The sequence below is a fragment of the Baekduia sp. genome (assembly GCF_035996765.1).
GTDB lineage: Bacteria > Actinomycetota > Thermoleophilia > Solirubrobacterales > Solirubrobacteraceae > Baekduia.
Genome location: NZ_DASYJG010000041.1, coordinates 41,482 through 64,181, shown reverse-complemented (window position 1 = coordinate 64,181; position 22,700 = coordinate 41,482). Strand labels below are relative to the sequence as shown.

The 22,700-nt window shown below is 71.5% G+C and carries 25 protein-coding genes; 15 read left to right on the top strand and 10 right to left on the bottom strand.

What is annotated here, in order from left to right; all coding sequences use genetic code 11:
* The first annotated feature begins 5 nt into the window (after positions 1-5).
* A complete protein-coding gene (locus tag VGO10_RS09780; RefSeq protein WP_327467683.1) occupies positions 6-2,189 on the top strand; it encodes a glycosyltransferase in 2,184 nt (727 codons plus the stop codon).
* A gap of 17 nt (positions 2,190-2,206) precedes the next feature.
* Here VGO10_RS09780 and VGO10_RS09775 read toward each other — a convergent pair whose 3' ends face one another.
* The 3 genes from VGO10_RS09775 to VGO10_RS09765 form a co-directional block, all read right to left on the bottom strand.
* Positions 2,207-2,782, bottom strand: coding sequence for a zeta toxin family protein (locus VGO10_RS09775; protein ID WP_327467681.1), 576 nt, complete (start codon positions 2,780-2,782; stop codon positions 2,207-2,209).
* Positions 2,779-3,141, bottom strand: coding sequence for a TA system antitoxin ParD family protein (locus VGO10_RS09770; RefSeq protein ID WP_327467679.1), 363 nt, complete (start codon positions 3,139-3,141; stop codon positions 2,779-2,781). The genes VGO10_RS09775 and VGO10_RS09770 overlap by 4 nt, the downstream gene beginning before the upstream one ends.
* A gap of 84 nt (positions 3,142-3,225) precedes the next feature.
* Positions 3,226-4,338 carry a glycosyltransferase family 4 protein gene (locus VGO10_RS09765; protein WP_327467677.1) on the bottom strand — a complete coding sequence of 371 codons (1,113 nt, stop codon included), beginning with the start codon at positions 4,336-4,338 and terminating at the stop codon, positions 3,226-3,228.
* Between the two features lie 70 nt (positions 4,339-4,408).
* On the opposite strand from VGO10_RS09765, the gene VGO10_RS09760 reads away from it, so the two are divergent.
* The gene (locus VGO10_RS09760) at positions 4,409-5,299 is read left to right on the top strand and encodes a DNA-3-methyladenine glycosylase family protein (protein WP_327467675.1); all 891 of its coding nucleotides are present in this window, start codon (positions 4,409-4,411) and stop codon (positions 5,297-5,299) included.
* Between the two features lie 34 nt (positions 5,300-5,333).
* Here the strand turns inward: VGO10_RS09760 and pepT are convergent, their stop codons facing one another.
* A complete protein-coding gene (gene pepT, locus VGO10_RS09755; protein ID WP_327467673.1) occupies positions 5,334-6,647 on the bottom strand; it encodes a peptidase T in 1,314 nt (437 codons plus the stop codon).
* A gap of 27 nt (positions 6,648-6,674) precedes the next feature.
* On the bottom strand, positions 6,675-7,478 hold the full coding sequence (locus VGO10_RS09750) for a DUF2804 domain-containing protein (RefSeq protein WP_327467671.1): 804 nt from the start codon (positions 7,476-7,478) through the stop codon (positions 6,675-6,677).
* A gap of 61 nt (positions 7,479-7,539) precedes the next feature.
* On the opposite strand from VGO10_RS09750, the gene VGO10_RS09745 reads away from it, so the two are divergent.
* The 7 genes from VGO10_RS09745 to VGO10_RS09715 all read left to right on the top strand — a co-directional run bounded on the left by VGO10_RS09745 (position 7,540) and on the right by VGO10_RS09715 (position 11,320).
* Positions 7,540-8,364, top strand: coding sequence for a carbon-nitrogen hydrolase family protein (locus VGO10_RS09745; RefSeq protein ID WP_327467669.1), 825 nt, complete (start codon positions 7,540-7,542; stop codon positions 8,362-8,364).
* Positions 8,364-8,978, top strand: a complete 615-nt coding sequence (locus tag VGO10_RS09740; protein WP_327467667.1) for a TetR/AcrR family transcriptional regulator — start codon at positions 8,364-8,366, stop codon at positions 8,976-8,978. The genes VGO10_RS09745 and VGO10_RS09740 overlap by 1 nt, the downstream gene beginning before the upstream one ends.
* A gap of 95 nt (positions 8,979-9,073) precedes the next feature.
* Positions 9,074-9,211 (top strand): hypothetical protein, encoded by a 138-nt coding sequence (locus VGO10_RS09735; RefSeq protein WP_327467665.1) that lies wholly within the window; start codon positions 9,074-9,076, stop codon positions 9,209-9,211.
* On the top strand, positions 9,208-9,456 hold the full coding sequence (locus tag VGO10_RS09730) for a hypothetical protein (protein WP_327467663.1): 249 nt from the start codon (positions 9,208-9,210) through the stop codon (positions 9,454-9,456). The genes VGO10_RS09735 and VGO10_RS09730 overlap by 4 nt, the downstream gene beginning before the upstream one ends.
* Complete coding sequence (locus VGO10_RS09725; RefSeq protein WP_327467661.1) at positions 9,453-9,875, top strand: phage holin family protein; 423 nt, start codon at positions 9,453-9,455, stop codon at positions 9,873-9,875. The genes VGO10_RS09730 and VGO10_RS09725 overlap by 4 nt, the downstream gene beginning before the upstream one ends.
* Positions 9,875-10,108 carry a DUF3618 domain-containing protein gene (locus tag VGO10_RS09720; protein WP_327467659.1) on the top strand — a complete coding sequence of 78 codons (234 nt, stop codon included), beginning with the start codon at positions 9,875-9,877 and terminating at the stop codon, positions 10,106-10,108. The genes VGO10_RS09725 and VGO10_RS09720 overlap by 1 nt, the downstream gene beginning before the upstream one ends.
* Before the next feature lie 54 nt (positions 10,109-10,162).
* The gene (locus VGO10_RS09715; protein ID WP_327467657.1) at positions 10,163-11,320 is read left to right on the top strand and encodes an AI-2E family transporter; all 1,158 of its coding nucleotides are present in this window, start codon (positions 10,163-10,165) and stop codon (positions 11,318-11,320) included.
* 65 nt (positions 11,321-11,385) lie between these two features.
* Here the strand turns inward: VGO10_RS09715 and VGO10_RS09710 are convergent, their stop codons facing one another.
* A complete protein-coding gene (locus VGO10_RS09710) occupies positions 11,386-12,261 on the bottom strand; it encodes a DegV family protein (protein ID WP_327467654.1) in 876 nt (291 codons plus the stop codon).
* Between the two features lie 46 nt (positions 12,262-12,307).
* On the opposite strand from VGO10_RS09710, the gene VGO10_RS09705 reads away from it, so the two are divergent.
* On the top strand, positions 12,308-13,372 hold the full coding sequence (locus VGO10_RS09705; RefSeq protein ID WP_327467652.1) for an NAD-dependent epimerase/dehydratase family protein: 1,065 nt from the start codon (positions 12,308-12,310) through the stop codon (positions 13,370-13,372).
* Positions 13,373-13,888: 516 nt separating this feature from the next.
* Here VGO10_RS09705 and mtnA read toward each other — a convergent pair.
* Positions 13,889-14,902, bottom strand: a complete 1,014-nt coding sequence (gene mtnA / locus VGO10_RS09700; RefSeq protein WP_327467650.1) for an S-methyl-5-thioribose-1-phosphate isomerase — start codon at positions 14,900-14,902, stop codon at positions 13,889-13,891.
* Between the two features lie 57 nt (positions 14,903-14,959).
* Between mtnA and VGO10_RS09695 the strand changes: the two genes are divergently transcribed.
* The gene (locus VGO10_RS09695) at positions 14,960-16,699 is read left to right on the top strand and encodes a hypothetical protein (protein ID WP_327467648.1); all 1,740 of its coding nucleotides are present in this window, start codon (positions 14,960-14,962) and stop codon (positions 16,697-16,699) included.
* A 12-nt stretch (positions 16,700-16,711) separates the two neighbouring features.
* Here VGO10_RS09695 and grxD read toward each other — a convergent pair whose 3' ends face one another.
* Both grxD and VGO10_RS09685 read right to left on the bottom strand, forming a co-directional pair.
* Entirely contained in the window at positions 16,712-17,110 is a 399-nt protein-coding gene (grxD, locus tag VGO10_RS09690) for a Grx4 family monothiol glutaredoxin (protein ID WP_327467646.1), read from the bottom strand.
* On the bottom strand, positions 17,107-17,346 hold the full coding sequence (locus VGO10_RS09685) for a BolA family transcriptional regulator (protein WP_327467644.1): 240 nt from the start codon (positions 17,344-17,346) through the stop codon (positions 17,107-17,109). The genes grxD and VGO10_RS09685 overlap by 4 nt, the downstream gene beginning before the upstream one ends.
* Positions 17,347-17,381: 35 nt before the next feature.
* Here VGO10_RS09685 and VGO10_RS09680 point away from each other — a divergent pair, with 35 nt between their 5' ends.
* The gene (locus VGO10_RS09680; RefSeq protein WP_327467642.1) at positions 17,382-17,768 is read left to right on the top strand and encodes an iron-sulfur cluster assembly accessory protein; all 387 of its coding nucleotides are present in this window, start codon (positions 17,382-17,384) and stop codon (positions 17,766-17,768) included.
* A gap of 260 nt (positions 17,769-18,028) precedes the next feature.
* Positions 18,029-19,039: a hypothetical protein gene (locus VGO10_RS09675; protein ID WP_327467640.1), complete on the top strand. Its 1,011-nt coding sequence runs from the start codon at positions 18,029-18,031 to the stop codon at positions 19,037-19,039.
* 14 nt (positions 19,040-19,053) lie between these two features.
* Here VGO10_RS09675 and VGO10_RS09670 read toward each other — a convergent pair whose 3' ends face one another.
* The gene (locus VGO10_RS09670; protein WP_327467638.1) at positions 19,054-19,743 is read right to left on the bottom strand and encodes a chlorite dismutase family protein; all 690 of its coding nucleotides are present in this window, start codon (positions 19,741-19,743) and stop codon (positions 19,054-19,056) included.
* Positions 19,744-19,818: 75 nt separating this feature from the next.
* On the opposite strand from VGO10_RS09670, the gene VGO10_RS09665 reads away from it, so the two are divergent.
* Together VGO10_RS09665 and VGO10_RS09660 are read left to right on the top strand one after the other, a co-directional pair.
* Positions 19,819-22,182 (top strand): lysylphosphatidylglycerol synthase domain-containing protein, encoded by a 2,364-nt coding sequence (locus VGO10_RS09665; RefSeq protein ID WP_327467636.1) that lies wholly within the window; start codon positions 19,819-19,821, stop codon positions 22,180-22,182.
* Positions 22,179-22,469: a DUF4333 domain-containing protein gene (locus VGO10_RS09660; protein WP_327467634.1), complete on the top strand. Its 291-nt coding sequence runs from the start codon at positions 22,179-22,181 to the stop codon at positions 22,467-22,469. The genes VGO10_RS09665 and VGO10_RS09660 overlap by 4 nt, the downstream gene beginning before the upstream one ends.
* Positions 22,470-22,700 lie beyond the last annotated feature (231 nt).

The window sequence follows — 22,700 nt, the reverse complement described above, 5'->3', positions numbered from 1 at the left end:
CAGCCGTGGTTGCGAGCAACCGAGCGGGTGGCCCCGGACGGGTGCTGGTGATCGAGCAGGGCGGACGGGGCGGCGTCGCCGACTACACCGCTGCGCTCGTCGCGGCCCTTGCCGCGCAAGGCACCGCCGTCGATCTCGCCACCGCGCGCGACCACCGCTATCCCGACGCGCCCGGCGTCACCGTCCACCGCAGCTTCCGCTATCTGCGTGACGGCTCGCCGGCCGGCCGCGCGCTGCGCCGCGCCCGCCTCGGCCGCGTCGGCAACGGCGTGCTCTTTCTCGCCGCGATCCCGCGGCTGATCGCGCTCGCCCGCGGTGCCGACGTCGTCCACACCGAGGGTTGGGAAGACCTCCGCCTCGGCGTCCTGGCCGTCGCCGCCCTGCGCGCCACCGGGGCGACGATCGTCCAGACCGAGCACAACACCTTCGAGCGCGACGCGTCGCTGGAGCGCACGCGGCGCATGCTCGCGCGGCTGACGGCCAGGACGATCGTCCACGCGCAGGCCGATCTCCCGCGCGCCTACGCGGCGCAGCGCGGGCACGCGGTCGTGATCCCGCACGGCGAGTACGGCGGCCTCGCACGCACGGGCGGCGAGGGGGATCGGGCCACCGTCCGCGCCGCGCTGGGCATCCCAGAGGGCGCGCCCGCGGTCCTGCTCTTCGGGCAGCTGCGCGCCGACAAGGGCCTCGGCGACCTGCTGCGCGCCGCCCGGGCCGTGCCCGAGCTGCACGTGATCATCGCCGGCGAGGATCTCGGCGCGCCGGCGGCCGAGGCCGCCCAGCTCGCGACCCCCGAGCTGGCGGGCCGCGTCCATCTACGGGCGGAGTTCATCCCGATGGCCGATGCCGCCGGGCTCTTCGCGGCGGCCGACGCCGTCGTCCTTCCCTACCCGCGCGCCAGCCAGAGCGGCGTGTTGTTGTTGGCCTACGGCTTCGCGCGCGCAGTCGTCGCCTATCCCGTCGGTGGGCTGGCCGAGGCGGTGGAGGACGGCGAGACCGGCTGGGTCTGCGCGCGCCCCGATCCTGAGGCGCTGGCCGACGCGCTGGGCGACGTCGTGGCGGTGGGGCCGGAGGAGTGTGCGCGGCGCGGCGTGGCGGGGCGGCGTCTCGCCGAGACACGCTTTGCGTGGGACGAGATCGCGCAGCGCACACGCGAGGTCTACGCCGACGCGCTGCGCCCGGGCGATGCGGATGCGCGGAAGACCGCGCGGATCGTCTTCGCCCGCGAGCTGGAGTCCGGGGCCGCGACCGTCGCGGAGATCACGGAGCCCGCCGTCCTGGACGCGGTGCGGACCGCGTCGGTTCCGCCCGCGCCCGTGCGGCTCGCCCAGCTCGTGCGCCGCCGCCGTGGCGAGCTGGACTTCGCCTCAGCCGTTGCCGCGCCGCTCGACGCCCTGCGCCACGAGGTGCTCGGCGACGACGCGCCGGGCCCGCCACGCTTCCTCGTCCGCGTGGACGAGTTCCCCCACTACCAGGCGTGGGACGAGCCGGCGCGCTTCGGCACCGATGGCTTCGAGCGGTTCCACACCATCTTGACTGAGGCCGGCGTGCCGTACTGCATCGCGGTGCCGCCGCGCGTGAGCCGCCGTCCGCTCGATCCGGCCGGGACAGAGTCGCGGGCGCTCGACGATCGCGAGATCGCCACGCTGCAGCGGATCGAGCGCGAGGGCGTCACGCTTGCGCTGCACGGCCGCGACCACCGCACGCGCCACGCCTCGCCGCGGCGGCGCAGCGAGCTGACGGGCCTTGACGCGGATGCGACCGCCGCGCTGCTGGACGGCGCGCTGGCCGAGCTGGCCGCCGCCGGCCTCCCGCGCCCTGACATCTTCGTCCCGCCCTACAACCGCTTCGACGCCGACCAGTACGCCATGCTCTCCGAGCGCTTCGCCATCGTCTGCTCGGGGCCAGAGACCATCGCGACGATGGGCTTCCACGCCACGCCGCAGTGGCGCGACGGCGCGCTCTTCCTCCCGTCCTACTGGCCGCTCTACGGTCACGCCCGCGAGGTCCTGCCCGCGGCCGCCGCGCTCATGAACACCAACAAGCCGATCTGGGCGCCGATCACGCTGCACTGGGGCTGGGAGTCCGACGACGGCTGGACCGAGTTGGAGGCCTTGGTCGCCCAGATCGCGCCGGCGGCGGCGCACTGGGAGCAGCTCTTGGCGCCGGTCCGCGCTGCGCGCGAGTGAGACGGCGCCGCGGCGTGCTAATCGCCGGTTGTGATCTCCGGTGATGCCCACGCCGGCCAAGCGGGCGTGCCAACCGGTCGGCCGCGTTCGTAGACCGCCACGGGCCTGAACGGTTTGCTGCTCGTGTTGTCGTAGAACGTGGCGCGGTCGACGATCTGCCGCGCCTGGGCGACGAGGCCCCAAAGGCGGCGGTAGCGCTGACGCACCTTGTCTTCTGGCACGGTGTGGCCGCCGAGCGCGACGCGGTGCGCGACGCGCGCAACTGCGAGGTCCTCGGGCACGAGCATGACGTGCAGCTCGACGAGGTACCCGGCCTCGAGGCCCTGTTTGACCAGGTCCACCTTGCTCGGGTGGCTGAACACGGTCTCGGTGATGACCGACCGACGATGTGCGATGGCTTGGTCGCGGGCGGTGACCGCTGCGGCGGACGCGTCGTAGGCGTGTTCCTCTGCTCGTCCCGGCCAGCGCTGTTCGGCGATCTCATCGGCGTTGATGAACGGCAGGTGCGTGACCGGCCCGAGCACCTCGCGGACGAACGTGGACTTCCCGGAGCCGTTGGGTCCGGCGAGGATGTGGAGGACCGGTGTGCTCACGCACCAGCCGAGCCGGGCTCGTGCACGACGACCACGCCGTCGGCATCGGCCTCGATCCACGGTTGCCCGGTGGCGCGCAGCTGATCTGCGAAGTCGAGTGTGTCGATGCGCTCGGCCGTCTGCTGGTTCCAGGAGACGCGAACGAATGCTTGCGCCCGGTCGGTGAGCGCGTCGTAGGACGCCTGACCCGCCAGCACCCGCGCGATCTCGTCGTGGGTGACGGCGGGGGAGGCTTCAAACTCCCGCCCGACGCGCGCCCAGTGATCTAGCTGCTGAGCGGCGCTGCGACTGTGGAGTTCTCCCGCCGCCTTGGCCGCCTCGAACAGCGCCCGATCGATCCGTGTGGGCATCGTCGCCATGTCAAGAGTGTAGCAGTCTGCTACGCAGCGCCTGCTTGGCTGGGGTGACACATGCCGCCGAGCTGCCGCGATCCACGCCAACCGTTACGAGCGCGCGAGCAGCGCGTCGATCCGCGCCGCGATCTTTGCGCCGTCGTAGCGCTCCTCGGCCAGCGCGCGCCCGCGCGCGCCCTCCCGTGCCACGCGCTCCGGATCGTCGCGATAGGCCGCCAGGACCGCGGTCGTCGCGGCGACGTCGTGCTCGGGCAGCGCGATCGCGCCCATCCCCGGCTCGATCATGTCGGCGACGCCCTCAGGCCCGGTCGACACCACGGGCCGGCTTGCCTCCATCGCATAGATGACCGCGCGCGGGGCGCCCTCGGTCGGGCTCGGGCAGAAGACCGAGACGTCGAGGGCGGATAGGACGTCGCCGATCGCGCGATGGGGTGTCGGCAGGAAGTGCGCGCGGTCGCCGAGCAGCGAGGTGGCCAAGGCCTTCAGGTCACTCTCGGCGTCGCCGTCGCCGGCGATCAGCAGGTGGACGTCGGGACCCAGCGCCGCTGCGGCGCGGATCAGCACGTCGATCGGCTTCTTGGGGTGCAACCGCGACACGCAGCCAACGGTGAAGGCGCCCTCCGGGATCCCCAGCTCATCGCGCACGCGTGCGCGGGCACCCGCGTCGAAACGCACCGCGTCCAAGTCCATGACATTGGGAACGACCTCGATGATCCCGGCGTCGATCCCGGCCTCCACGAGCGAGTCCTTGGTCCCGGTCGAGACCGCCAGCACGGCGTCGACGTCGCGCGCGGCGCGCCGGTACAGCACGTTCGGCGCGCCGCTGCGCAACTGGCGCGGCACCGGTCCCCACTCGGCCCAGGCCAGCGTCGGCCGCAGCCGCCGCGGCAGCCACGGCGCCAGCAGCTGCTCCTTCTTATAGTGGACGAGCAGCACGTCGTAGGGCGCCTCGCGCTCCAGCGCGGTGCGCAGCGCCCGCAGGACCAGCGGCGCGCGCAGGGTCAGCGAGACCGCGCTGGACCGCGAGAGCTTGGGCCCGAGGTCGATCGGCCGCACCGGTACCGACGTGCCGTCGGCGATCTCCGGCACGTTGCTCAGCATCACCACGTCGTGGCCGCGCTTGCCCAGCGCGTCGAGCAGGTCGACCGCGGCGTACTCTCCGCCACCGCGCGCGGCGGTGGTCATGACGCTCACGATCTTCACGCCGGGGCACCATAGTGGGCACTCTGGCCGTCTCACGTTCCGGCCGCCCCACCCGTTGCGCCCCGACACGATGCACTTGCCCACCGCCCAGCCCTTCGACGGCACCGCCGTCCTGGACTTCCTCGCCGCCCGCGCGATCACGGGCGTCGAGGAGGTGCGTGATGGCACGTACCGCCGGACGCTGGCGCTGCCCGGTGGCCCCGCGATCCTGGCGCTGACGCCGGACGCGCGCGGCATCACCGCGCGCTTCACGCTCACCGACGGCGCCGACGAGCCCGAGGCGATCCGCCGCGCCCGTGCGCTCTTCGGCCTCGACGCCGACCCGGCGGCGGTCGCCGCGCACCTCGGCGCCGATCCGCACCTCGGTCCGCTCGTCCGCGCGCGTCCCGGTCTGCGCGTGCCGGGCGTCGTCGACGGCTGGGAGATCGCGGCACGCGCGGTCCTCGGCCAGCAGATCACGGTCGCGGCCGCGCGCACGCTCGCGTCCCGGATCACGGCGGCCGTGGCGACGCCGCTGGCGCCAAAGCTCCCGGACGCCCGCGCGCAGACACCCGACTCCGCGACCCCGGACGTCGACACGCTGACCCATCTCTTCCCGACCCCGGCCCAGGTCGCCTCCGCGCCCGACGAGACCTTCACGATGCCGCGCTCGCGCGCCCGCACGCTGCGCGAGCTCGCCGCCGCCGACCCACCGCTCGCCGAGCCCACCGACGCCGCTGCGCTCCAAGAGCTCTGGGGCATCGGCCCCTGGACCGCCGGCTATGTCGCGATGCGCCTCGGCGACCCCGACATCTTCCTCGACGGCGACGTCGCGGTCCAAAAGGCGCTGCGCGAACTCGGTGCCGACCCCGCCGCCGCGCCGTCCTGGTCACCCTGGCGGAGCTTCGCCGTACTGCACCTCTGGGCCAGCCTGGCCGGACCCGCCGCGGCGGCTCAGGAGCGAACGCTCGACGTTTCGTGACGCTCTGTACGTCACAAAACGTCGAGCGTTTCTCCTAGGGCGACGCGGGCGTCGCGGCTCGCGGCGCGCCGGCGGCCGCGCGCAGGTCGTCCTGCGTCCAGACCTCGGCGAGTCGGACGATCACCGCCGCGGCCGACGCCATGTCGTGCAGCGAGGCCCACTCGCGCACGGAGTGAAACTCGTGGCCGCCGGTGAAGACGTTCGGCGTCGGCAACCCCATGGCGCTCAGCCGCGAGCCGTCGGTGCCGCCGCGGATCACCGTGCGCCGCGGCTCCAGGCCCTCGGCCGCGATCGCGCGTTCGGCGGCGCTCACGACCTCCGGGAACGGCTCGAGATGCGAGCGCATATTGGGGTACTGGTGGTGGACGTCGACCTCCAGCCGCGCGCGTGGCTCGGCGCCCACGACCTGCTCGGCGGTCGTGCGGATCAAGGTGATGTGCTGCTCGAGCAAGTCATCGTCGAAGTCCCGGACGATCGCGGTCACCGTCGAGCACTGCGCGTCACCGGCGATCGCGTAGGGGTGGATGTAGCCCTCGCGCTCGTCGGTCGTCTCCGGCGTCAGGCGATCGGCCGGCAGCGCGGCGACGATCTGCGCCGCCAGCCGCGTTGCGTTGACGAGGATGCCCTTGGCAAAGCCGGGGTGGATGTCGACGCCGTGGATCGTCAGCTTGACCTCGGCGGCGGTGAACGTCTCGTCCTGCAGCTCGCCGATCTCGCTGCCGTCCATGGTGTAGGCGCAAAACGCACCGAAGCGCTCAACGTCGAAGAGCGTCGCGCCCTCGCCGATCTCCTCGTCGGGCGTGAAGCAGACGCGCAGCGTGGGGCGGGGGAGCTCGGGATGTGTGGCCAGGTAGCTCACCGCGGTGACGATCTCGGCGACGCCGGCCTTGTCGTCGGCGCCCAGCAGCGTGTCGCCCGACGAGGTGAGGAGGTCGTGGCCGACCTTGGCGGCGAGGCCGGAGACGGTCGCGGGATCGAGGACCGTCCCGCCGCGCGGCAGCGCGATGATCGCGCCGTCGTAGTCGCGGTGCACGAGCGGCTGCACGCCGGCCCCGGGCGCGTCCGGGCTGGTGTCGACGTGGGCGATGAGCCCGATGGTCGGCGCGCCGTCCACCGTCGCCGGCAACGTCGCGGTCACGTAGCCGTTGTCGTCCAGCGCGGCGTCGTCGAGGCCGGCGGCCTGCAGCTCGTCGACCAGCAGCCGCCCCATCTCCAGTTGGCCCGGCGTGCTCGGGCTCTGCGTGCGCACCCGCGCGGCGGTCGACTCGATCCGGACGTAGCGCTCGAAGCGCTCCAGCAGGCCGGGGGCGAGCTCCCGGGCGAGCTCGGAGGAATACGGGGTCGGCATCGCTTGAGCCTAGCCGCCGATCGGCGTCTACCAGCGGACCGCGTGGGCCTCCATCACGCCCCAGCCGCGGGCGACGATCGTCCCGCCGGGGAGCGTCCCCGAGAACGCGCCGAACGGCTGGACGTAGTCGCTGGCAAAGAGCTTGAAGTCGTCGGCGCGCGCCCGGCGCGCCTCCTCAGCGAAGGTCAAGACCGAGTTGTCGTCGAACGTCACGGTGCTCAAGTCCTCGTCGAAGCGCGCGGGCGGCAGCTCCTGTGCGACGCCGTCGATCCAGAGCGTGCGCTCGCTGCCAACCGGCGCGTCGTGCACGCCGACCACGATGTTGAAGGCCAAGGCGTTGCCCGCGGGCGTCTCGCCGACACCCGCGCACCAGCGCCAGTTCGTGCGCCGTGCGTGGTAGCCGGCGGAGTCGTCGAGCAGCCCGCGCAGCTCCACAGCCCGCCCGTCCACGGTGCCCGTCGCGCGCACCGGCTGCTTGCGCGTCCAGATGTAGGAGTCGCCGTGGCGCGAGGTGACCTCCATCGCGTCGCCGTCGGGCGTCAGCGCCAGCTCGGCGCCGCCGAACCGCGCGCGGCTATCGGCCAGCACTACGCCGCCGGGCCGGAAGACCGTCTTCTCGCGCAACTGCTTCCGGTCCCACGTCGCCCAGAACGCCTGCGGCAGCACCCCGACGCGCACGTTGGCCGCGCACAGCATGAGCTCCTCGCCGTAGAGGCCGAGGTAGCGCCAGCGCTTCAGCGGCCGACGATCGCGCAGCAGCGCCATGTGCGCTGGCGGCACCGGCAGTCCGGACGGGCGATTGCGCAGCGGGAGGTCGTCCAGGCTCGGCACGTCCGGGGTATGCTCCCAGAGATCGGTTGACTGACCAGTCAATCGTTAATTCGGAGAGACCGTGCGCGCCGCCGCTGTCCAACTCACCGCGACCGCCGACAAGGCTACAAATCTCGAGACCGCCGACCGTCTCGTGCGGGCCGCTGCTCGCGATGGCGCGTCGCTGGTCGTCCTGCCCGAGAAGTGGTCGGTCTACGGAACGCCGGAGGATCAACGCGCCGGCGCCGAGCCGCTCGACGGACCCGCGCTGAGCTGGGCGCGAGCGATCGCGCGCGAGCTGGAGATCGATCTGGTGGCCGGATCGATCGCCGAATCGCCGCGTGATCCGTCGCCGGACATCCTCGGTCGCGGGTACAACACCTCCGTCCACCTCGGCCCCGACGGCAGCGACCGCGCGATCTACCGCAAGCTGCACATGTTCGACGTGCTCGTCGGTGGCCGCGACTACCGCGAGTCCGACGGCGAGGCACCGGGCGATGAGGTCGTCCTCAGCACGCTCGCCGATGGCCTCCAACTCGGTCTGACCATCTGCTACGACTTGCGCTTCCCCGAGCTCTACCGCCGCCTGGCGGTCGATGGGGCGCGCGTGCTCGCCGTTCCCGCCGCCTTCACCGAGCCCACAACCCGTGACCACTGGGAGATCCTGTTGCGCGCTCGCGCCATCGAGAACCAGGCCTTCGTCGTAGCCGCCAACCAGGTCGGGCGCCACGCGCCGGGCCTGCGGACCGGCGGCCGCTCGATGATCGTCGACCCGTGGGGGATCGTCCTCGCTCAGGCGCCCGACGTGGAGTGCCACATCGTCGCCGAGCTCGACCTCGACCGGCTCGCGCGCATCCGCGCCGACCTCCCGTCGCTGGCCAATCGCCGTCCGGAGGTCTACGGCTGATGGCCGGCCGGGTGGGACGATCGCCTCAGGCCGCCGCCGAGAAGCGCCGGCTGATCCTCGACGCCGCCGTCCGCGTCTTCGCTCGTCAGGGCTTTCACACCTGCCGTGTCAGCGACATCGCCGACGAGGCGGGCGTCGCCTACGGGTTGGTGTACCACTACTTCCGCTCCAAGGACGAGGTGCTCGACACCCTGTTCCTGGAGCGCTGGAACGTCATGCTCGACGCGATCCGCGAGGTCGACACCCAGGACATCACGGCTCGCCGCAAGCTCGAGGCGATCGCCGGCTTCATCGTCGACTCCTACCGCCACGACCCGGACTTGATGAAGGTCATCATCGTCGAGGTCACGCGCGCCGCCAACTCCTTCGGGCAGACGCACCTGGCGAAGATCACCGAGGCCTACAACCTGATCGGCGCTGTGGTCGAGAAGGCGCAGGTCGCGGGCGAGTTTCGCTCCGACATCTCGCCGCAGTTCGCCGCGATGGCGTTCTACGGCGCCATCGAGCAGGTGCTCACCGGCTGGATCTTCGACTCGCTGCCCCAATCGGCCGGCGGTTTCGACGAGGCCAAGCGCCTGATCGTCGAGACGATCTGCAGCGGGCTCGATCGCTAGACCATTGGTGCGAGCCTACGGCTGTGCTCGTACGGCGGCGATCATCTCGCATCAATCGTCTCGCCAGCAGGTCCGGCGGGTAGAGTCCGGCCCAGATGCAGCACAACGACATCACCAAGCGCCTTGCCTGGTCAGGGCTGCTGGCGGCCTTCGGGGCACTCGCCTCCATCGCCGCCTCGCGCGTCGCGGCCATCGCCTACCGCCGGATCTTCGACGAGGACCCGCCCGAGTGAGTGAGGACGCCCCCGACCCGTTCGCCCCGACCGAGGCGGGACCGGCGCCGGAGTCCGCCACGCCGGTCGAGCCGTCGCCGACCGTCGGCGCCGCCGAGGCGACCTTCAGCCAACCGGCCGGCAGCGCCCTGCTCGACGCCCAGCCGGTCGATCCGCACCCCGAGAAGCTCGTGGGAGCGGCGTTCGCCGGCGGCCTCGTGGCCGCCGTCTTCCTCAAGGGCCTGGCCAAGCGGAGGCACCGATGAGCGATCAACAGCAGCCGACCAACCTCGTCACCGCGATCCAGGAGGTCAGCGAGAAGGCCTCGCTGCTGGTCCGCGAGGAGATCGAACTGGCCAAGGCCGAGGTGACCGAGAAGGTCACCAAGCTCGGCAAGGGCGCGGCCGTCGCGGCCGCCGCCGGCATCTTCGTGCTCGCCGCCTCGATCATGATCCTGTTCGGGCTGGCCGAACTCGCTTACTGGGCGATTCCGTTCCCCGGCAACCAGCCGTTCTGGGGCTACTTCACCGTCGCCGCCATCCTGCTCGTGCTCGCCGCGCTGGCCGGCTACGTCGCGTTCCGCGCGCTGAAGGCCGGCTCGTCGCCGACGCCGACGATGGCCATCGAAGAGGCCAAGCTGATCAAGGAGACCATGACGGCCGAGCACCCCGGAGGGACCGTCTGATGCCTCAGCGCTCTCCCGAGCAAATCCGCCAGTCCATCGAGTCCAACCGCGCCGAGCTGGCCGTCTCGATGGAGCGGCTGCGCGGCGAGGTGGCCGAGGTCACCGACTGGCGCAAGCAGCTGCGCGAGCACCAGCAGGAGGTGCTGATCGGCGCCGCCGTCGCGGGCTTTGTCATCGGTGGCGGGATCGCTGCCATCGGCGGCCTGCTGCGCCGCAAGAAGCGCCGCTGGTAGCAGTCGCTTCCTCCGTCTCGGACCGTCCGGCAGCGCGCCTACGGTTCGAGGCGGATGCAGTCCCGCGCCAACGAGCTTCCCGTTCGCACGATCATCCGCGTGGTCGCGATCGTCGTCCTGGCGGCGATCTCGCTGTACCTCGTCTACCTGCTGCGCAAGCCGATCGGCTGGGTGCTGACGGCGACGTTCGTCGCGATCGCGGTCTCCGGGCCAGTCAACCGGCTCAACCAGCACATGCGGCGCGGCTTTGCGATCACGATCGTCTACCTCGGGCTGGTCCTCGTCCCGGTCGGGCTGACCGCGCTCGTCGTCCCGCCGCTGGTCACCCAAGGCACCAACCTCGCGGGGGACCTGCCCAGCTACGCGCACGACATCCAGGACTACGTCAACAAGAACGAGCGGCTGCGCAAGCTCGACGACAAATACGACCTGACCGGCCAGCTTCAGAAGCAGGCCAACCAGCTGCCGGCCAAGATCGGCGATGCAGCCAAGGTGCTGAGCGACATCGGCCTCGGCCTGGTCAACTCGGTCTTCGCGCTGGTCAACATCCTCATCTTGAGCATCTTCATCGTGGCGGGCGGTCGCAGCTGGACCGACGCGGCGCTGCGGCTGAGACCCGAGGCCGAGCGCGATCGCATGCGCCGCATCCTCGACAGCACGGCCGCGGCGGTCGGCGGCTACGTCCAGGGCGCGCTCACGATCGCGGTGATCGCGGGCGTCCAGGCGTTCATCGTCCTGGAGATCCTCGGCGTCCCGTTCGCGGCGCCGCTGGCGGTGCTGGCCGGGCTGGCGTCGCTGATTCCGCTCGTCGGCGCGACGGCTGCGGCGATCGTCATCGGGCTGGTCACGTTGTTCAACGACTTCCCCAGCGACACCATCATCTGGGCGATCTGGGCGATCGTCTACCAGCAGCTGGAGAACAACATCATCCAGCCGCAGGTCCAGCGGCGCACGGTCCAGGTGCAGCCGATCATCGTCCTCATCGCCGTGCTCTTCGGCAGCACGCTGCTCGGCGTCCTCGGCGCGATCGTCGCGATCCCGCTGGCGGCCTCGATCCAGATCCTCGTGCGCGAGTGGTGGGAGTGGCGGGCAGAAGCTCGCGAGGCCGCGATCATCGACCCGGCCGGCCCGCAGCCGCCCGGGCCACCGGGCGTGGGCGGCGGCCCCGACGAAGGCCCCGGTCCCGGCGGCACGATCCTCCCCGCCACCTAACCTCACCCAGCGGCGTCGAGGGACGACTGAACCGTTATATGCCGGTTCAGTCGTCCCTCGATGGCTCAGACGCCGAGCTCGGCCAGCAGCGCGCGCGGCAGACCACCTGCGCCGAGCAGGCCGGGGCCGACGTGGGTGCCGATGACGGGCCCGATCTCCGAGACGAAGACCGGCTCGGTGCCGTAGATCTCGCGGCCGCGCTCGACCAGCTTGGCGGCCTGCTCGTGGGCCTGGATGTGCTGGACGACCCAGCCGTCGGCGCCGTCCTCGTGGCGGGCCTTGAGGTAGTCGACCATCCGCTCGAACGCGCGGCCGGAGGTGCGGACGCGCTCGACCGGTGTGATCTCGCGGTTGATGGTGAGGATCGGCTTGATCTTCAGCGCGCCGCCGAGCCACGCCTGCGCGGTGCCGATGCGGCCGCCGCGCTTGAGGAACTCGAGCGTGTCGACTGCGAACCAGATCTTCATGGCGTCGGTCGCGTCGTTGACGCGCTGGGCGACGGCATCGACGTCGGCGCCTGAGCTGGCGGCGGCCGCGCCGGCCAGCGCGCAGAGGCCGATGCCGCCACAGGCGGTGCGCGAGTCGATGACCTCGACGCGGCGGCCCGGGTAGGTGGTGGAGATCTCGGCCGCGGCCTGGCGTGCGCTCTCGACGGTGCCCGAGATTCCGCCGGCGATGTGGACCGAGACGATGTCGCGCCCCTGGGCGGCCAGCGGCTCGTAGACCTCCAGGAAGTCGCCGATCGACGGCTGCGAGGTCGTCGGCAGCTGGTCGAGCTGGCGCAATTGGTTGTAGAAGGCGGTGAAGTCCGGCATGTCGGACTCGCGCTCGTGGCGGTCGCCGAGGTTGACGTACAGCGACACCTCGTGGATGTCGTGGGCCTGAAGCAGTGCGCGCGGGGCGTAGTGCGTGGTGTCGGTGACCACGGCGACCTGGGACATGCCCGGAGCCTACGGGGTCTTGCGTCGTGGGAGGATGGGCGCGGATATGGCCATCACGCTCGTCACCGGCGCCACCGGGCTCGTCGGCTCACACGTCGCGCGGGCGCTGCTGGCGCGTGGCGACAACGTCCGCGTGACGGTGCCCGAGCACGCGACGATGGACGCGATCGCCGACCTCGACGTCGAGGTTGTCGTCGCCGACGCGACCAACCGCGGCGAGATGCGTCGGGCGCTTCGCGGTGTCGATCGTTTCTTTCACGTGTCCGATGCGACGATGCTGCGCGCCGGCTGGGGCGACCTCTACCAGGCCAACGTCATCGGCACGCGGATCGCGTTGGAGGAGGCGCTGCGCGCCGGCGTCCAGCGCACCGTGCACACGAGCACGATCGCGGCGATCGGTCCGGCAGACGGCCGCTCGACCGCCGATGAGACGCAGGTCTTCAACGCCGCGCGGATCGGGTTGGCCTATGCCAACGCGAAGGCCGAGGCCGAGCGTGAGGCGCTGCGCGTTTGCGCTCAAGGACTGCCGGTGGTCATCGTCAATCCCGCGCACGTGCTGGGTCGTGGCGACGTGCATCGATCGTCGACCGAGCTGGTGCGGCGGTTTCTGCGCCGGGAGATTCCGCTGTATGTCGATGGTGCGCTGTGCATCGTGGGCGCCGAGGACGTCGCTCGTGGTCACCTGCTGGCCGAGGAGCGCGGAAGTGTTGGTGAGCGCTACATCCTGGGTGGGCGGAACTTCACCAACGATCGGTTGTTTGCCGACCTGGGGCGGTTGTCGGGTGTGGAGCCGCCGGCGGTCAAGCTGCCGCTGCATGCGGCGCTGGCGCTGGCGCGGGGGTTTGAGGCGCTGCCAGGGCGCCCGCCGATCACGGTCGAGGAGATCCGAGCGCTGTCGCAGCAGTGGGCGTTTCGGTCGACGAAGGCCAAGCGTGAGCTGGGGTGGTCGCCGGGGCATCACGAGCAGCCGCTGATCGACACGATCGAGTGGTATCGCGAGCGGGAACCGGAGGCCGTGGGACGGGTTGGGACGCGGCAGCCGCTGGCGTTGCGGGCGGTCGGGTTCGGGGTCGGCCGCGTCTTGGGCGCGGCGCGGCTGTTGGGGGATTGAGTTCGTTCGCCTCGTTAGCGGGGGCGCTTGTGCGCGACACGTCTCTGGTGTTGCGGGCGTGCGGTTGGCTGGCGTGGGTCGGGGTGCTCTGTGTGGCTGGCGTTCCGCCCAGACGTTTGTCGGAGTGCCTGCTGTGGACCGTTCCTCACCGAGGGGAGTGAGGGCTGTTGGTGGTGCAGGCGCCTGGGGTCATCCGCCATCGTCTGGGGGATGCATGTCGGCTACCCCTCGCATATGAGGGGTGAGACGCCACGGACCTCGGCGCGCAAGGTCCGGGTCGCCTGGTGTCCCACAGAGGGACCCAGGACGCCCCCGAACCTCCACGAGCGCATCGGACGGCCACTGACGGCCGCAGCACCCAAGCTGCTCACTCCCTTCGGTGAGAAACGGTCCACAGCAGGCAGCGAGACCCACGCCTGAGCGGAACACCACCAACAACGACACTCCGATCACGCCAGCCAACCACGTCGAGGAGCCGTCCACGCGTCATAAACAGGCGCCCACGCCATCACGCGGTCAGGCGAGCAAGGAAGCAACCGACGCGGCGTCCAACGGTGACGCCACGCCCTTCTCCGTCACCAGCGCGGAGATCAGCGACGCCGGCGTCACATCAAAGGCCGGGTTGATCACCGATGTGCCAGATGGGGCGACGAGGACGCCACCGAACTGCAGCACCTCTTCGGCACCGCGCTCCTCGATCTCGATCGCATCCCCATCCGGCGTCCCAACATCAATCGTCGACGTCGGCCCCGCCACCACGAACGCCACCCCCGCCGCCCGCGCCGCCAGCGCGTGCGCATAGGTCCCGACCTTGTTGGCGACATCGCCGTTGGCGGCCACCCGATCGCACCCGACCACCACGCCATCGACCACACCCCGGCGCACCAACCCCGCCGCCGCGCCATCCACGATCAGCGAGAACGGGATGCCAAGCCGCTGCAGCTCCCACGCCGTCAGCCGCGCGCCCTGCAGCAGCGGCCGCGTCTCGCACGCGATCACGCGGACGCCCTCGTGGCGCTCGGCCAGCTCGATGCAGACACCGAGTGCCGAGCCGCGGCCGCCGGTCGCCAGCGCGCCCGTGTTGCAGTGGGTCAAGACCGTCCGAGCCGACGACAGCAGATCAGCACCGAACCCCGACAGCGCCGCGCTCGCCGCGTCTTCGGCCGCGTGGATCTTCTGCGCCTCGCTCCGCGCGGCGCTCGCGATCGTCGACGGCCCGGCGCCCAACGCCGCCGTGCGCACGCGCTCCACCGCCCAGGCGAGGTTCACCGCCGTCGGCCGCGAGGCCATCAGGATCTCCGCCCCCTCCTCCAGCGCGCCGAGCGACGGTCGCGCCGACAGCTCCATGGCCAGTCCGTAGGCCGCCGCGATCCCGATGTTCGGCGCGCCCCGCACTGCCAGCCGCGCGATCGCCGCCGCCGTGTCGGCCGCGCCGGTGAGCGCCAGCCACGTCTCGGCGCCCGGCAGCAGCGTCTGATCGACGACCGACAGCCGCCGCCCGTCCCACCTCAGCGCCTGAATCGCAGCCACGTCACAAGACCCTATTGCGCACCTGGCGCGCAGGGTTCTCTACTGTTCGCGCGACCCGTGCTCAAAACGCGCCTCGCGGTGGGTCTCGCCGCGCTCCTGTCCCTGCTGATCCCGACCGCCGCCCACGCGGGCGATCCGATCATGCCGCTCGCCAGCGTCCAGAGCGGCATGCACTGCACCGGCTACAGCGTGATCCGCGGCACCGACATCTCGTCCTTCGACGTCGACGTCCTCGACGTGCTCAGCGGGCCCGACGCCCAGATCCTCGTGACCGTCAGCGGTCCCGCCGTCGACACCACGGGCATCGCCGAGGGCTTCTCCGGCTCGCCGGTCAAGTGCGTCGACCCCGCCGACGGCGTCGCCAAGACGATCGGCGCGATCGCCCAGGGCACGGGCGACTACGGCAACAAGCTCGTGCTCGTGACCCCGATCGAGACGATGCTCGGCGAGCAGGTCGACCCGCCCGCGAGCGCCAAGCCGATGCCGGCCGCGCTCAAGCGCAAGGTACGCGCGCTGGCGACGCCGCTGAGCTTCTCCGGGGTCTCGGGCCCCGTCGCCACCGCGCTGCAGGCAGCCGGCAAGAAGCTCGGCCGGGCGCTCTACGCCGCCCCTGCCACGCCACGCGCCGCCGCCTTCCCGGTGCAGACGCTGCAGCCCGGCAGCTCGGTCGCGGTCGGCCTGGCCGGCGGCGACATCGAGGCCGGCGCCGTGGGCACCGTCACCTATGTCGACGGCAGCAGCGTCTGGGCCTTCGGCCATCCGCTCGACGCTGCCGGGCGCCGCTCGCTGCTGCTCCAGGACGCCTACGTCTACACGGTCGTCAACAACCCGGTCGACTCCGACCAGCAGACGAGCTACAAGCTTGCCGCGCCCGGTCACGATCTCGGCACGCTGACCAACGACGCGCCGTCGGCGGTCGTCGGCCGCCTCGGCGCACTGCCCGACCGCTTCCCGCTGCGCGTCTCGGCCACCGACTTGGATTCCGGACGGGTGGTCCACGAGAACGTCGAGATCGCCGACGAGACCGCCGTCGGCCAGCCGACCGGCAGCTCGTCGTTGACCCAGGTCGGCCCCGTCGCCGTCGCCCAGGCGGCCTACGACATCCTGCGCGGCTCGCCCGCCCGTCAGAGCGGCGAGATGTGCGTGCGGATCACCGTCCGCGAGCGCAAGGCGCCGTTGCGGTTCTGCAACACCTACGTCGGCGGCTCGCCGAGCTCCCCGGCCGCGCCGCTGGTCGCCGACTTCGCCGCCGCCACCGGCCTGCTCGATGCCTACAACTTCGGCACGCTGCACGTCACCAGCGCGGCCGTCAACCTCAAGCTCCGGCGCGATCTGCATCAGGCCTTCCTGCTTGCCGCCGCGGCCCCGACCCACGTCCGCCGTGGCCACGACCTCAAGGTCCGGATCCTCGCCCAGCGCGTGCGCGGCGCGCGCTTCACGAGAACCGTCAAGGTGCACGTCCCGCGCTATCTGAAGAAGGGCACGCACATCCTGAGCCTCACCGGCGCGGCCGCCGATGCGGTCGCCGGCCAGGGCGACGCCCAAGATCTCAGCTCGACGTTCACCATCACCTTGGGCGACCAGAGCGACTCGTCCAACGACGATCCGGGCCCGCGCGACCTCGACGAGCTGGCCCAAGCGGTCGCCGGTCTGCACCGTGAGGACGGCGTGACGGCGAGCTTCCGCGACCCGGGCGACAGCAGCGGCGACTCGGCCACGAGCGAGATCGAGGTCCTGCGCGACCCGCAGCTGCGCATCAGCGGCAGCACACGGCTGCGGGTCGTGGTCCGGCCGTAAGGGCGGGCCGAGCTAGCTCAGGCGGTTCTCGATGCCGAGCGGCGCCGGACCGCTGGCCTGCTGAGCCGTGACGGCATCCGCGTCCTCGGTCTGCTCGACGCCCAGCGTCTCGGCCAACTCGCCGGATTCGAACATCTCCATCACGATGTCGCAGCCGCCGACCAACTCGCCCCCGAAGAAGAGCTGCGGGATCGTCGGCCAGTTGCTGATGGCCGACAGCTCCTGACGGATCCGCGGATCCGGGAGGATGTCGACGGCGGCGAACGGCGCGTCCAGCGCCTGCAGCGCCGCGACCGTGCGGGCGCTGAAGCCACACGCCGGAGCGTCCGGCGTGCCCTTCATGAAGAGGATCGTCTTGTTGTCGCGGATCGCCTCGGCGATCGCGTCACGGATGGGATTGATGTCGCTCATGCCTGCTGCTCCGGGACTCGGGTGGTGAGGGACAGCGCGTGGATCGGGCCACCGATCTCTGCGCCGAAGACGTCGTAGACGAGCCGATGCTGCGCGATGCGGGTCAGACCGGCGAAGGCGGGGGAGACGATGGTGGCGCGGAGATGGTCTCCGGTGCCGGTCCAGTCCTCCACCTCGGCGGTGCTCTCCGGGATCGCCGCCTCGATGCGGCGCTTGATCTCGTCGGTCGTCGGCATTGGTGCTTGAGGGTATCGCTATCCTTTGTATAGCGATGACCGGAACGACCGTCACATTCAACGCCAAGGGCGTCCTCTTCACCGAGAAGGGCGCCGAGAAGGTCCGCGAGTTCCTGGATTCCCAGGGCGCCGACGTCACCTCCGCCGGCCTGCGCGTCGGTGTGCGCGGCGGCGGCTGCTCGGGCTTTCAGTACCAGCTCGCGTTCGATGACCAGAAGGAGGGTGACGTCGTCTTCGAAGACCACGGCCTCCGCATCCTCGTTGACGCCCAGAGCCTGCCGTACGTCGACGGCTCGCACATCGATTACGTCGACTCGCTCCAGGGCGCCGGGTTCCAGGTCAACAACCCGAACGTCGTTGCGGCCTGCGGCTGTGGCTCCTCGTTCCGCGTCGAAGACGAAGAGCAGGTTTCGGCGGTCTGACGGTCGCACTGCGCGCGGCGGCGGTCTGCGCCGCGCTGCTCCTCGCCGGCTGCGGCGAGGGGCAAACCGCCCCTGGGCGCGCGCCGGCTGCCGCACAGCGCGCGCCCGCACCAAAGCCGAAGCCCAAGCCGACGGTCCTGGCCACCGGCCTGACCGAGTCCAACCCGCAGCTGCTCTGGCCGGCCGCCGACCACGCGGTCGCACCCGGCTTCGACCTCTGGCGCGACCGCCTCCTCGCACTGCACCCGCGCTTCCTGCGCGTGCCGATCTACTGGAACCAGCTGCAGCCCGACCCCGCCCAGCCGGCCGACCTGCACCATCCCGCCGACGGCTGCCTGCGCGGCCGGCCGCCGTGCGGCGCCTTCAGTGGGATCGCCGACGAGCTGGCCGCGATCGCCGCGCTGCAGCGCGCCGGCCTCGGCGTTCCGCAGGTCGAGATCGTCATCGCCAACGTGCCCGACTGGGCCGCCAACCCGGCGTCAGGCTGCGAGCGCAAGGACGCCACGCCGACCTCGCGGCCGATCAACGCCGCAGGGTTGGAGGCCTACCAGGCGCTGATCACCCAGGTCGCCGCGCTGGCGGCCCAGCAGGGTGCGACGGTTCGCTGGTGGAGCCCCTGGAACGAGCCCAACCACCCCGCGTTCGTCAGCCCGCAGCGTGCGGCGTGCAGCTCGACCTCGCCGTCGCTGGCACCTGCCGTGTACGCGCAGCTCGTGCTCGCCGCCAAGGCCGCGCTGGACGCGGTGCCCGGCGATCAGCAGCTGATCCTCGGCGAGATGGCCGGCACGACCGTCGCCTCGGCGCGGCGCTCGACGATCCAGGAGATGGTCGCCGCGCTGCCCGATGCGGTCGCGTGCGCGAGCCGGACGTGGTCCCAGCACGACTACGCGCAGGTCACGCCCGATACGGGCAAGCCCGACCCGATCACCACGCTCGAGCAGGCGCTCGATGCCCGACCGTGCACGAAGGGCGCGCACATCTGGGTAACGGAGACCGGCGTCGGCGGCGACAACCCCGGCGCCCAGCGGCCGATCGACGACGCGTCGCTGCGCGCGCAATGCCGCGCGCAGGCCGGCGCGCTGCGCCGCTGGGCCGACGATCCCCGCGTCGACGCGGCGTTCCAATACACCTTCCGTGAGGACACGGCCTATCCCGTCGGGCTGGCCGACGCAGGTCTCACCCGCGTCTATCCGACGTACGACCTCTGGGCTGCCTGGGGCGACCGCGCGCCGAGCGCCCCGGCGCCCGCGCTCCCGCAGTCCTGCGCCTAAGCCCCGAACGACCGCTAGAGCGCCGGGACGTGCAGCGCCTGGCCGTCGAGCGCGATCAACGCCCGCTCGACCGACGTGTTGATGCAGGTGAACGACGGCGTGTCGCGCTTGGTCCAGGCCGACGCCTCGGTCGTCCGCAGCCGCTGCACGAGATCCAGGAACGCGCCCGCGTCGTTGGTGTCGAAGGCGACCACGAACTCCTGGTCGTCGAGGCCGAACGAGTAGGTCGTGTGGTTGTCGACGGTCGGGTACTCGCGGCCCACAGCGATGTGCTCCTGCATGATGCGCCAGCGCTCGCCGGCCTCCAGGCCGTACCACTCGCGCGTCTTGACGAACGGGTAGACGAAGAGGTACTTGCCCTTGAAGCGGCGCGGGATCTGGCGCTCCTCGTCGCTGTACTCCGAGGCCTTGCGCAGTCCCAGGAACGAGTAGGGCTGCGTCGCCCATTTCATCAGGCCCGACTGGGACAGCACGACGTGGAACTCGTGGATGCGGTCGAGGTTCTCGGCCTCCATGACCAGCATCAGCTCGGCATCCGCGCGGGTGCCCACGAGCGAGAAGCCCTGCAGCAGGTGGTCGGTCCCGAAGTCCTCGCAGGCGGCCAGGAACTCCTGCTTGTGGAGTGCGCGCTCGGACTCCGGCAGTCGGCGCCAGGCAGGATCGAGCTGCAGGAACGTGTACTTCACAAAGTGACGGTCGGCCATGAGCTACCTGATTGTAATGTGAACGGGGGTTACCCCCACGGCCGTTCCGGGGTGGCGACCGATACGATTGACGCGATGCGCATCGCGCTCGTCAGCCCCTATTCGTGGACCTACCCCGGGGGCGTCACGCGGCATATCGAGGCACTGCGGGAGGAGCTCTCCTCGCTCGGCCACGATGTGCGAGTCCTGGCCCCTGTTGATCCGCCCGACCGCCGCTCGGTGCGGCGGCATCGCGGCGCGGTCCCGCAGGAGCGTGAGCTGCCGGGCTGGCTCGTCTCGCTGGGCCGGACGATGGGCTTTCCGGCCAACGGCGCGGTGTCCAATCTGACGATGCCGTACGGGCCCAACGTCCACGCCCTGCGCGAGGAGCTGCGCACCGGCGGCTACGACGTCGTCCATCTTCACGAGCCGGTCGTCCCCTGCGTGGGCTGGGACACGCTGATGACCTGCGGCGTGCCGATGGTCGGCACCTTCCACTGCTATTCGGCCAACGCGGTCAGCAACGGGATCGCGGTGGCCATCGGCGCCCGCCGCCGCCTCAACCGCCTGAAGGTCCGCATCGCCGTCTCCGAGGCCGCTGCCTGGACGGGCGAGCGCTTCTACGGCGGCCGCTACCGCGTGATTCCCAACGGCGTCACGGTGCCCGACGCGCTGGAGCTGACGCCGGCCCAAGCGGTCACCCCCGAGCGCCCGCTGCAGATCGCGTTCGTCGGCCAGGCCGTGGAGCGCAAGGGCCTTCCTGTGCTGCTGCGCGCCTTCGAGGCGCTGCGCGAGCACGTGCCCGCCGAGCTGAAGATCGTCGGCGCGACGCCCGAGGAGGTCGAGCCGCTGCTGCTCGACGGCCGCGACGGCGTCACGGTGCTAGGCAAGGTCGACGACGCGACCAAGGTTCAGATTCTGCGTGAGGCCGACGTCCTGGCCGCTCCGTCGCTGGGCGGTGAGAGCTTCGGCATGGTGCTGACCGAGGCGTTTGCGGCCGGCACGCCGGTGGTCGCCTCCGACATCGCCGGCTACCGCGACGTCGTCCATGACGGCGGTAACGGCGTCCTCGTGGAGCGCGGGAATGCCGCCGCGCTCGGCGAGGCGCTGCGCGCGCTGGCGCTCGACCCCGCCCGGCGCGACGCGCTGTCGGCCACTGCGCTGGAGACCGCGCATCAGTACGCCTGGCCGCGCGTCGCCGCACAGGTCCTGGAGGCCTATGAGGACGCGATCGCAGTTGGCGCGCCCGAAGGCGCCGGCCAGCGCTTGGGCGTCCGCGTCGGCGCGCTGTCGGCCGATCTGCAGCCGCGCCGTCCGGCGCGGCGCCTGCCGAGCATCGAGCCGCCGCGCCCGTCGCGCGAGCGCGCGCCACGCCCGGTCTTCGCCCTCGCCCGCCGCGCGCTGATGGCGATCGTCGCCGTCGCGATCCTCGCCGGCTCCTTTTTCGCACTGCAGCGCATCGGGCTGGACCGCATCGGCCACTCGCTGCTGCACGCCACGCCGCCGTGGGTGCTCGTCGCGCTTGGGCTGATGTGCGCTTCGATGGTCGTGCGCGCCGTCGCCTGGACGGCGATCCTGCGCGCCGCGATGCCGACCGCACCGCGCCCGCGGCTGGGCGACGCCCTCCAAGGGACGATGATCGGCGTGCTGATGTCGGCGACGCTGCCCGCCCGCCTCGGCGAGCCGGCGCGCGCGATGATCGTCGCGCGGCGTATCGGCGGGGGTGGGCGGGCCTCTTCTCGTCTTCCGGTGGTGCTCGGCACGATCGTCTCTCAGACGCTGTTGAACATCCTCGCGCTGGTGATCCTCGGCTGCGTGATGTTCGCCTCGGTGCCGGTCTTCCACAGCCATCAGAGCGGGCTGGTCGCGTTCGCGACGCTGCCGCTGCTGATCCTCGCGGTGATCCTCGGCGCACCCGCGCTGCTGCGCGGCGGCGGCCGCTCGCGCTCGGCCCGCGTGCGCACCTGGGCACGCCAGGCACGCCGAGCCACCGCGCAGGTGCGCGCCGGCCTGGAGGTCTTCCGCCATCCGCGGCTGGGCAGCGTCGCCGTCACGGCGCAGCTGCTTGCCTGGGTCATCCAGTGGCTGTCGTGCTACGTGTTGTTGGTGGCCTTCGGCCTCGACGACCGCGCGGGCATCGGTGCCGCTGCCGCGATCCTCTTCGCCGTCAACGTCTCTGCCGTGCTGCCGGCGACGCCGTCGAACCTCGGCGTCTTCCAGGCCGCGTGCGTCTTCGTGCTGCACAAGGGCTACGGGATCAGCGTCGAGGATGCGCTCGGCTACGGGATCATCCTGCAAGCCGTCGAGATCGCCACCGCCTTCGTCATGGGCGCGCCCGCGCTGCTCAAGGAGGGCGTCAGCTGGCGCGACGTCCGCCTGCGTGCCATGCACGCCTCGCCGGTCGAGCTGCCGCCGTTGCCGTCTCGCCGCGGCGACGCCGCCGTCGAGGTCGACGCGTGACAGCACGCGCGGCGCCGCTGGTGCTCTGCGGAGCGCTGTCGGCCGTCGCGCTGGGGGCCTGCGGCGGGAAGGTCGATCGCCAGGACCTCGAGACGAAGATCGCCGACTTCGTTCATCGCCAGACCGGGACGACGATCACCGTCCACTGCCCCAACGGCGTCAAGCCCGATAAGGGCACCCGGGTGCGCTGCACGACCGTCCTGTCGGGAGCGAACACCGACATCGACATCCTCTTCACCGCCAAGGGCAAGTTCCGCATCACCCAGACGCGGCTGCAGAACCCCTAGGTGGAGGGCTTCTGGTGGCGCGGGCGCTGGGGTGAGCAGTGCGGGGCGCCGGTCGTGGCGCGCTGCCTGGCATGTCGTCACCGAGGAGAGCGAGTCGGGTTGGCGCTTCGAGGCGTCCCCGGTCGTCCGTTGACGCCCGGGCCGCCGGTCCGTGTCGAGCAAAGGGTCTATGACAACCGTTGCTCGACACGGATGCCACTCGATCTCGAGCAAAGCACCTATACGGTGCAT

Excerpts from the sequence above, each read along its gene's own strand:
- VGO10_RS09735 (WP_327467665.1), top strand. The coding sequence starts at position 9,074 with ATGCAGCACAACGACATCACCAAGCGCCTTGCCTGGTCAGGGCTGCTG.
- VGO10_RS09680 (WP_327467642.1), top strand. The coding sequence starts at position 17,382 with ATGACCGGAACGACCGTCACATTCAACGCCAAGGGCGTCCTCTTCACC.
- VGO10_RS09770 (WP_327467679.1), bottom strand. The coding sequence starts at position 3,141 with ATGGCGACGATGCCCACACGGATCGATCGGGCGCTGTTCGAGGCGGCC.
- VGO10_RS09760 (WP_327467675.1), top strand. The coding sequence starts at position 4,409 with ATGCACTTGCCCACCGCCCAGCCCTTCGACGGCACCGCCGTCCTGGAC.
- VGO10_RS09710 (WP_327467654.1), bottom strand. The coding sequence starts at position 12,261 with ATGTCCCAGGTCGCCGTGGTCACCGACACCACGCACTACGCCCCGCGC.
- VGO10_RS09740 (WP_327467667.1), top strand. The coding sequence starts at position 8,364 with ATGGCCGGCCGGGTGGGACGATCGCCTCAGGCCGCCGCCGAGAAGCGC.
- VGO10_RS09665 (WP_327467636.1), top strand. The coding sequence starts at position 19,819 with ATGCGCATCGCGCTCGTCAGCCCCTATTCGTGGACCTACCCCGGGGGC.
- VGO10_RS09715 (WP_327467657.1), top strand. The coding sequence starts at position 10,163 with ATGCAGTCCCGCGCCAACGAGCTTCCCGTTCGCACGATCATCCGCGTG.
- grxD (WP_327467646.1), bottom strand. The coding sequence starts at position 17,110 with ATGAGCGACATCAATCCCATCCGTGACGCGATCGCCGAGGCGATCCGC.
- VGO10_RS09720 (WP_327467659.1), top strand. The coding sequence starts at position 9,875 with ATGCCTCAGCGCTCTCCCGAGCAAATCCGCCAGTCCATCGAGTCCAAC.
- VGO10_RS09705 (WP_327467652.1), top strand. The coding sequence starts at position 12,308 with ATGGCCATCACGCTCGTCACCGGCGCCACCGGGCTCGTCGGCTCACAC.
- VGO10_RS09670 (WP_327467638.1), bottom strand. The coding sequence starts at position 19,743 with ATGGCCGACCGTCACTTTGTGAAGTACACGTTCCTGCAGCTCGATCCT.
- VGO10_RS09685 (WP_327467644.1), bottom strand. The coding sequence starts at position 17,346 with ATGCCGACGACCGACGAGATCAAGCGCCGCATCGAGGCGGCGATCCCG.
- VGO10_RS09725 (WP_327467661.1), top strand. The coding sequence starts at position 9,453 with ATGAGCGATCAACAGCAGCCGACCAACCTCGTCACCGCGATCCAGGAG.
- pepT (WP_327467673.1), bottom strand. The coding sequence starts at position 6,647 with ATGCCGACCCCGTATTCCTCCGAGCTCGCCCGGGAGCTCGCCCCCGGC.